The organism is Photorhabdus aballayi, from assembly GCF_026153155.1.
GTDB lineage: Bacteria > Pseudomonadota > Gammaproteobacteria > Enterobacterales > Enterobacteriaceae > Photorhabdus > Photorhabdus luminescens.
Map to the genome: position 1 here is coordinate 1 of NZ_JAPFCD010000134.1, position 1,288 is coordinate 1,288.

1 protein-coding gene is annotated in these 1,288 nt (G+C 31.5%); it reads left to right on the forward strand.

The annotated features are described in order from the left end of the window. A partial coding sequence (locus OO184_RS24880; protein WP_265381447.1) for a phosphoethanolamine transferase occupies positions 1-1,125 on the forward strand: 1,125 nt, incomplete at its 5' end. Positions 1,126-1,288: the final 163 nt, after the last annotated feature.

A 1,288-nucleotide genomic window follows, 5' to 3' on the forward strand; every position in this document is an offset into this window, starting at 1 on the left:
ATCTCAGGAAAAAAATATTCAGATGATATTATTCTATCAGAACACTTTTTAATGGGAACACCATTCTATAACTCATCAGCAATGGTAAAGGCAATATATGAAAATCAACAAATTAAAAATATTTCTTCTGTTAAAGTGAATTTTAATTATATAAAAGAAGATAAAGATATTGATATTTACATATTGATAATAGGAGAATCAGCAAGAAGAGATCATATGTCTCTGTATGGTTACAACAAAACCACAACCCCAACATTGAACACGATGCAAAGAAATATGTTGATATTCAATCAAGCTATTTCTCCAGCTCCAGTGACTATATTATCCTTACCTATTTCACTTTCTAATATTACTCTATATCAACTCAGAAATAAGGTTCATTATGCCGACAATATTATATCTTTAGCTAAAGATGCAGGATTTAAGACAACCTGGATAAGTAACCAAGGAAGATCAGGTAAAAGAAATAGCTTGATCACAGTTATTGCTAATATGGCTGAAAGCCAAAAATGGAATGAATATATTGGATATGATGAAGAATTACTACCCTATTTAGATGATGCTCTAAAACAGAAAGGTAAGAAATTTATTATTATGCATATCTATGGCAGTCATGAGCCATCCTGTAACCGATTTCCCGAAAATAAACTGATATCTTTTTCATCGAACGAAGATGATAATTGCTATGACAGCTCAATAATTTATACAGATCAACTAATAGAGAAAATTATTAATAAAATCAAAGACCATAAAGCATCTATTCTCTATTTTTCAGATCATGGGTTACAACGTTTAGATAAAAACGGTGACATCCGTTATCACCACGGAGTTAGTCATCCTCGAAAAGAAGCTTACAATATTCCCTTATTTATCTGGTATAACGATAATGTTGATCAAAAATACCGTCATACTGGAGTAATAAATACCCCATTCTCAACTTCAGACAATTATTACCTTATCAGTGATTGGCTAGGTATTTATCATAAATCTCCAAAGTACTGCCGTTCACCATTAAGCAATTGTTTCAAACCACAGAAAGAACTAATGGTGATCGATGGTAATAAAAACCTGATGAAATATAGCGAGCTTTCTGATGAGAAAGACATCAAAGCTTCAGGTAAATGATTTGGATTTTAATATCCAAGTATCTTAGCCATGATATCAACCATAAATACATTATTTATGGGCATAAGAAAGCATAAACTTATTATTTTAGTACTCACATTCAAGTCGGCCACATATTGTGTATATAGCAGCCCTGATAACATGGATAGAGGTAGTAACTAGA